6 protein-coding genes, 1 rRNA gene and 1 pseudogene are annotated in these 7,846 nt (G+C 39.1%); 2 read left to right on the top strand and 6 right to left on the bottom strand.

Annotated elements, in window-relative coordinates:
• From FTU83_RS10700 to ftsY, 5 genes are all read right to left on the bottom strand, one after another.
• Nucleotides 1-113 (bottom strand): 16S ribosomal RNA (locus FTU83_RS10700); the annotation flags it as partial.
• 510 nt (nt 114-623) lie between these two features.
• Entirely contained in the window at nt 624-1,301 is a 678-nt protein-coding gene (locus FTU83_RS10695) for a DUF2057 domain-containing protein (protein WP_180041014.1), read from the bottom strand.
• Nucleotides 1,302-1,483: 182 nt separating this feature from the next.
• Nucleotides 1,484-2,077 (bottom strand): nitroreductase family protein, encoded by a 594-nt coding sequence (locus FTU83_RS10690; RefSeq protein ID WP_180007270.1) that lies wholly within the window; start codon nt 2,075-2,077, stop codon nt 1,484-1,486.
• Nucleotides 2,078-2,291: 214 nt separating this feature from the next.
• Nucleotides 2,292-2,978: a nitroreductase family protein gene (locus FTU83_RS10685; RefSeq protein ID WP_180027252.1), complete on the bottom strand. Its 687-nt coding sequence runs from the start codon at nt 2,976-2,978 to the stop codon at nt 2,292-2,294.
• A gap of 175 nt (nt 2,979-3,153) precedes the next feature.
• Nucleotides 3,154-4,260 (bottom strand): signal recognition particle-docking protein FtsY, encoded by a 1,107-nt coding sequence (gene ftsY, locus FTU83_RS10680; protein WP_180007272.1) that lies wholly within the window; start codon nt 4,258-4,260, stop codon nt 3,154-3,156.
• A gap of 241 nt (nt 4,261-4,501) precedes the next feature.
• On the opposite strand from ftsY, the pseudogene FTU83_RS10675 reads away from it, so the two are divergent.
• Nucleotides 4,502-5,824: pseudogene (locus FTU83_RS10675) on the top strand (M16 family metallopeptidase); the annotation flags it as partial.
• Nucleotides 5,825-5,947: 123 nt separating this feature from the next.
• Complete coding sequence (locus FTU83_RS10670; protein WP_373685257.1) at nt 5,948-7,519, top strand: M16 family metallopeptidase; 1,572 nt, start codon at nt 5,948-5,950, stop codon at nt 7,517-7,519.
• Here the strand turns inward: FTU83_RS10670 and FTU83_RS10665 are convergent.
• Complete coding sequence (locus FTU83_RS10665; RefSeq protein WP_180011239.1) at nt 7,443-7,766, bottom strand: hypothetical protein; 324 nt, start codon at nt 7,764-7,766, stop codon at nt 7,443-7,445. The genes FTU83_RS10670 and FTU83_RS10665 overlap by 77 nt on opposite strands.
• Nucleotides 7,767-7,846: the final 80 nt, after the last annotated feature.

Genomic DNA, 7,846 nt, shown 5'->3' with positions numbered 1-7,846 from the left:
ACTCACCCGTCCGCCGCTAGAAATCGGTAGCAAGCTACCTATTCCCGCTCGACTTGCATGTGTTAAGCCTGCCGCCAGCGTTCAATCTGAGCCATGATCAAACTCTTCAGTTTAAAATCAATAGTACATATAGTGTACCAATCTTGGCTCATCAATTACTGACAAAAATTTGCTCAAATAAACTTCGAGTAATTTCTACCATTAATCAATGAAAATAATTTCGATCGATCAATCAGTAAAAATCCACACAAGTTGTTCTTCATAATCTCTTAATGATCTTCTTAATGCTTCGTCAGCAAATAAGAAAACAACATCAAACAACTCAAAACCTTATGTTTATAGCTGTCTGCGTTGGTATGCAGCGTATTCTATAGAGTTTCAAAACAAACACAAGCCCCTATCATAGAAATTTCTACGATATTGCGCTTGAATGTATATTTTTTAAACTAAAAGCAATTTATTGCTTATTTAAAAATCAATATATCCGTATATTTTGCTTTATGAAAGACGAATTTTATAATTCTTGGTGATTTTTATATTCTTCAATCTAAAAAGCCCGTAATTCAACGGACTTTTCAAATAACGCGGATTTCAAGAAAACTAATAAAGTTACGAAAGTAACTTTAGTTTGCTTGCTCAGCCAACCAACTCATGAATTTTTGTCGTTCAGCTTTACTAGCCTTCTGCCAAAGCTGAATTAATTGTTGATCTACTCCATTTTGATGAACAGCTATATTTTTTGGAGCAGCTACAGGAACGGCTACGTTCGTTGGCTTTACTGTTACGGATTGTGCATAAACAGGTGCCGGTTGATTTTCTGGCACAGCTTCTTTCTTCGTAAAATCTACGGCATTACCCAATACACCATTGGAGAAAATCGATTTTTGTTCTTTCTTTGCCCCAGCTTGCTGCACAAGTAATTGATTAGATTTGTCATACAACCCAAATATTGGTTGGTCTTTATATTTTTGCGCAGCATCAAAATCTCTTGGTGCATTGACTAGACCTAAACGGTACTCTTGACCATCAATCAGTGCTGGAGTGCGAATAGCAGCAACTCCTGATTTTAATATATCGTGCGAATTATCAGCATGTTGAAAAAATTCGCTATAACGTACAGTTAATACGTTTTCACCTGCATCTAGCTTATATTTCTCTGTAGATCGAAATAAACCACCTGTAACTTCTTGATCATTAACTGCAACTATTTTGATTTCTTCCGGAACAGTCAAAGTTACAGCTGCAAATCCGGCACTACTTAACATCAGCGCTGCAGCAGCAACAGTTAATCTTAAAGTCATCATTATCACTCTTTATCAATTATTTAGTTTCGAATGCACTATGCAATGCATATATGACAATCTTATGACATCTAACAATCACTGTATATTTTGTTTCAAGACATTATTTTGATATTCATTCAAGAATTTTGCATATAAAAAAAGGATGCTCAAAGCATCCTTTTTAATTCATCACACCATCATTACTTGAATGTTTTGAATCGTTCTTCATCTGCAATAAAGGTTTTTTCACCTGCAGGTGCTTCAATCGAACCAAAAACAAGCTGTGCGCGTAGTTTCCATTGATCTGGCACATCAAATGCCGCAGCTGTTTCAGCATCAACAATTGGATTGTAATGTTGTAATGACGCACCAATATTTTTTTCAGCCAAAGCCGTCCAAGTAGCAAATTGAGCAATCGCTGTTGAGTGTTCAGACCATACTGGGAAATTATCTGCATAAAGTGCAAATTGTTCTTGGAGGGCTTTTACTACAGCCTGATCTTCATAAAATAATGCTGTACCAAAACCTGCTGCAAAACTATTAATCTTGCCATTGGTTCCTTCAAATGCATCTGCAGGTACAATTTTACGTAAAGTTTCACGTACGATATTCCAGAATTTTTGATGTGCATCACCAAACAGAATAACGACACGAGACGTTTGAGAGTTAAATGATGACGGACTTAAACGTACTGCATTTTTAATGGTTTGCTCAATTTCATCTTGCGATAAACTCACGTTATTACCAATAGAATAGATTGTGCGACGTTGTTCGATTTGATTCAAGAATGACATTACAAGACCTCTTTTTATTTTCAATTAGCTGACTAAGTTGAGATTTATAATAGGTGATGTTTTTAACAGTTGCATGACTATATTTACAACATTGTGTCTTATTTCTAGAACAATCAGTTGCAAGCATCTAAATACCTACAACCCACTTACATTCAAATATTGGTTCACAGTCTTTAGGACAGCAGAAATCAAAGCAACCTACAGAACATAGAAATTACTCATAAATTCTAAACTGATCTTGATCTTCTGGTTCTAAACGTTCAGGCGCTTGACCTTCAATTGAACCAAAGACCAACTGCGCACGTAGCAGCCATTGTTTTGAAATATTAAAGTGTTCGGCAACGGCATAATCAATGTGTGGATTATAGTGTTGTAAACATGCGCCTAAACCTGCATCTGCGATCGAAGTCCATACTGCGAATTGCGCCATGCCAGACGTTTGCTCCGACCACACTGGAAAATCTTCTGCACTTAATGGCACTTTCTTTTGTAATTGTTGAATCACAACTTGATCTTCATAGAAAAGTACAGTTCCCAGGCCAGCTGCACACTGATCTATTTTGAGCGCCACACCTTCAAAAATATAACTCGCAACATTCTTGCGTTGTACGTCTTTTACAATGTCCCAAAATTTTTGATGAGATTCGCCAAATAAAACTACAATACGTGTGCTTTGCGAATTATATGCAGATGGACAACTTCTTACGGATTCTTGAATCAGTTCCGCCAAATAAGCCTGACTGTAATGCACCTTCTTTCCAAGCTCGTAAATACTGCGACGTTTCTTTAATTGATCAACAAAGGACGCTTCTATTTCTTGGTCGGTATTTTTCTTTTTTAATTTAAAATCTTTAGTGATATCCGCAGTCAATACATGACCAATTTTATCGAGTAACGCCACCCTAAACACCCCAAAGCAATTTTTATATATAAACAACAATTCCTTACTTATTCTAAGGGTATATCAGGCTGAATTTTGATTATGATTTATTCACATGTTGCTTTTTAAATCAATCAGTAAGCTCAAAAACAAAAAACTCCGCATTTTGCGGAGTTTATGTGACATTTAACGCAATTTATTTATCAGTTTCAAATAATGCTGCGACAAATGATTTAGCTGAGAATGGACGTAAGTCATCAATTTTCTCACCTACACCAATAAAACGAATTGGCACATGGGTACGGCTTGCAATATTAAATAACACACCACCTTTCGCAGTACCATCCAGTTTAGTAATGGTTAGACCTGTAAGCCCTACTGCCTCATCAAACATTTCAACTTGGTTAATGGCATTTTGACCTGTACCTGCATCAACCACCAACATCACTTCATGTGGAGCTGTAGCGTCAATTTTTTGCATTACACGTTTTACTTTAGACAACTCTTGCATGAGGTGTCCTTTGTTATGTAAACGACCTGCGGTGTCTGCAATCAGCACGTCTACGCCTTTTGCACGAGCACTTTCAAATGCATCAAAAATAACTGAAGCAGAATCTGCACCATGACCTTGAGCCACAACGGCAATATTATTACGTTCACCCCAAATTTGTAATTGTTCTGTGGCTGCTGCACGGAATGTATCACCAGCAGCCAACATTACTTTTTTACCTTCACCTTGTAAGCGTTTCGCTAATTTACCAATCGTGGTGGTTTTACCCACACCATTCACACCAACAACCAAAATCACATACGGATTTTTATTGCTGTCGATATGTAGTGGTTTAACACGTGGTGCAAGTAATGCCACCAGTTCTTCTTGAAGCGCTTTATATAAAGAGTGCGAGTAAATTAAATCGCCACGTTCAGTACGTTCAGTTAAGTTCGCAATAATCGTTTTGGTTGCATCGACACCAATGTCAGCAACCAAAAGTTGCTCTTCAACTTCCTCTAAAAGTTCATCGTCAATTTCCTTCCCACCGATCAGGATATTCACCATGCCGTCTGCCAAGTTCTTACGTGACTTTGCTAGACCTTCTTTCATACGACTAAAGAAGCCGCCTTTCACCTTCGAGTCTTCAGTTTCTGACTCTGTTTCTTGTAATGGTGCAGCAACTTCTTGCTGTACTTTCGGTGTCTCGATAATCGGCACATTTACCGCAGGTAAACTCGGTAGCGTGACATCGTCATCACCGATATCAGCATCAATCAAAAATTTATTCTGCCCATGAGATTGCTGTTGCATGCCGAATCCTTGAAAAGCACTGCGTTAAAAAAACCGATTCTATCATAAGTTATCTTAAATTGAGTCGCTACACGCCTGTCAGAGCGAAGCACACTAAAAAACAACATGTTGAACTTGCAATCAAAATTAACTTTAGGAAAACTAGATAACTATAAAATGCATTTTAATGGATTCCTTTGTGTCCCATAAAAACAGATTTTCTCCTTGTTTTTTTAAAACTTTATTTCGCTCTGCGCTTCCTATCTGTGTCATCACTAGTTGCTTTTGGTGTGCACCCAATCTACATGCTGACACACGCACCCAATTAACGCGAAGCACCTTTGAAACCACACTTAAAAATGGCTTAAAGGTCATTATCCGTGAAGACCACCGTGCGCCGATGGTAATGACCCATATTTGGTATCGTGTTGGCAGTAGTGATGAGTCGGGCAATCTATTAGGGATCTCCCACGCGCTCGAACATATGATGTTTAAAGGAACCACCAAAGTTCCTAATGATGAATTTACACGTCTCAGCCGTATCTATGGCGGCAGCATCAACGCTGCAACCTTCACCAATTACACCAATTATTATCAGTTGTATCCTAAAGCCTATTTTCCTATGGCACTGGAGCTCGAAGCGGATCGTATGAGTAATTTACGATTGCAACAACAAGATTTCGAACCTGAAATTAAAGTGGTTATGGAAGAACGCCGACAGCGCACAGATGACAATCCTCGTTCTTTGGCTTATGAACGTTTCAAATGGATTTCTTATCCAACCAGTCACTATCGTCAACCCGTCATTGGACACATGAAAAATCTGCAAAACATCAAATTGGCAGATTTAAAACAATGGTATAAAGATTGGTATACCCCAAACAACGCCATTTTGGTGATTGTCGGTGATGTCGATGCCGAAGCAGCCATTCGTCAAGTTCAAAAATACTTTGGTGATATTCCATCACGCAAAACACCTGATCGTAACGATGTGAGGGAATTCGAGCGTGTGGGCTATCGTCATATGGAACTAAATTTACCCGTACAAGTGCCCAATTTGTATATGGCGTGGAATGTACGCTCACTGGCTACCGCAAAAAACCCACAAGATGCTTATGCTCTCAATATTATTCGCAATATTTTAGACAGCGGCATCTCATCGCGCCTACAAGACAAACTGGTACGCGATAGAAAATTACTTACTGCTGTAAGTGTTTCTTATGATCCATACAATCGTGGAGACAGTTTGTTTACCATTTCAGCACTCCCTGCCGATGGCGTCAAAATGGAACAAGCGCAAAAAGCGATACAAGATGAAATCGACACTTTAAAAACAGAATTAGTCAAAACACCTGAAGTTGAACGTATCACCACACGTTTTGTCTCCAATTTAGTCTATAACCAAGATGACATCAGCAGCCAAGCCAAGACGATCGGTAACTTAGAAGTCAATGGGCTCAGTTTCAGGCTAATGGACGAATTACCAAAACTATATGAAAACGTCAGCGCACAAGATATTCAACGTGTCGCAAATGCGTATTTTGTCCGAGAAAATTTAAGCACCATGTATCTACTTCCAGAACAGACGGAGGTTCCAACAACCTCAAATAAAGCAGATCAAACAGTAAAATCCGCTCAAACGGAAGTTGTTATTCCAGAGCAACAAATCAGCTCAACCCAAAACACAGATAGCGTCTTGTAAGGATTAGTGATGACTATTACGAAAATTTTATCCCTAAGCTTACTCACTGCGTTTGGCTCACTCCTCCATGCAGAAACTTATACGGAAAATGTTCCCGACCTCAACGATAATCCGAGCCAATTACAATCTATCCCCATGCTGCAAAGTTTAAAGAATTTACAGATTGATAAAGACTACCGTGCTCCGCTTGTTCAAGTGCTGAAAAACCGACATGGTGTGAATAGCCTGTTTGTTGAGTCACAAGATCTACCCATGGTGGATATTCAACTGACCTTTAATGCAGGTTCTGCTCGTGATGAAGAAGTCGGAAAAGGCTTGTATGGTGTTGCCAACATGGCTGCACGTTTAATCGATGAAGGCACAGAAAAATACAATCCAACGCAAATTGCCTCGGTTTTTGACCAAACAGGTGCTCAATTTAGCGTGCAAGCACATCGAGATATGTTTGTCGTTCGGCTACGCGTATTGTCAGACCCTAAAAAATTAGAACCTGCTTTAAGCATGATGATGGACGTGATTAAAAATGCGACTTTTAAAACCTCTAGTCTAAACTTAGCTCTCAGTAATAACCAAGCTGGTCAGAAGCAACTCCAAGAAAGCCCAAGTCGCTTAATGAATATTCGATTCTATCGGGCTGTATACGGCACACACCCTTATGCAGAACCGATTACGGGAACCAATGGCAGTATCAAAAAAATCACCCCAGACATTTTAAAAAAGTTTCGTGATCAATTTTTAGTTGCTCAAAACTTAAATATAGCCATTACAGGCAAACTCAGCAAAAAAGAAGCACAAAACCTTGCAGAACGTATTTCTGGAAACTTAAAGCAAGGCGAAAAAGCCAAGGCACTTGCACAACCAGAAGAAAAACAAGGCTTTGATATTATCCATCTTCCCTACAATTCCACCCAAGCCAACGTCATATTTGGACATTTAGGGACGACACGCGATAACAAAGATCGATTAGCCTTAGAAGTAGCCAATCGAATGTTTGGCGGTGGTGGTTTTAACTCGGTCCTCATGCAAGAGCTTCGTGTCAAACGTGGCTATACTTATGGTGCCTATAGTGCATTTAGCTTTAGCCAAGCGCCCGGTATCTTTAGTTTTAGCTATGGAACACGTCAAGATCAGCTGATAGATAGTATTCGTGTTGCGCATAAAGCCTTTAATGATTTTGTCAAAATGCCTATTGATCAAAAACAAATGGAAGAAACCAAAGCCGGTATGCTGCGTGCTTTTCCGAATAATTACAGCAGTAATGCAACAATCAATGCACAGCTTGGTCTATTGGGCTTTTATCAACAAGACCCAGATTATTTGACCCAGTACCCTAAATTATTGGAAAAAATAACTGTAGCTGATGTACAAAATGCGGTTCGTACCTACATGCACCCTGAAAATATGACGGTGATTGTGGTCAGTAAAACCTTAGATAAAAATGAAGTACAGCAGATATTGGAGGAGAATGTACAAGCAGCTCCAACCAAGATAATCCCTGCGACTAAGGCTGTTCCTCTGCCAAAGCCGGAAGTTGATGTGCCCGTACAGACTCCATCTGATAAGCATGCATCAATTTAAGATAAGCACCCACACGGATGCGATCTTGCTGTCTCAGCAACATCGCCATTTCCTGAGTTTCAGGATAACTTTGCTGAAACGCAAGTCGTGATACGTTTTGGTATTGCTGTACAGAAATAGGACGATATAAGGCAATCACAGCCAATACCAAAATCACCACGATCATGACTGAAACAAAGATATTATAAATTTGCTCAAGCTGTATTTTAGATTTGAATTGAATAATTTTTTCTAAATCAATAGTCATACACTACCTCAGGTTAAAAGTAGTGTATGGCTGACGTTCAAGAAGTTCAAGTCACAGCGCTTAAAACTGCATCAGTCCAC

The organism is Acinetobacter sp. YH12152 (genome assembly GCF_013418285.1).
In the GTDB taxonomy this organism is placed as follows: Bacteria; Pseudomonadota; Gammaproteobacteria; order Pseudomonadales; family Moraxellaceae; genus Acinetobacter; species Acinetobacter amyesii.
This window is presented reverse-complemented; position numbering and strand designations above follow the sequence as displayed.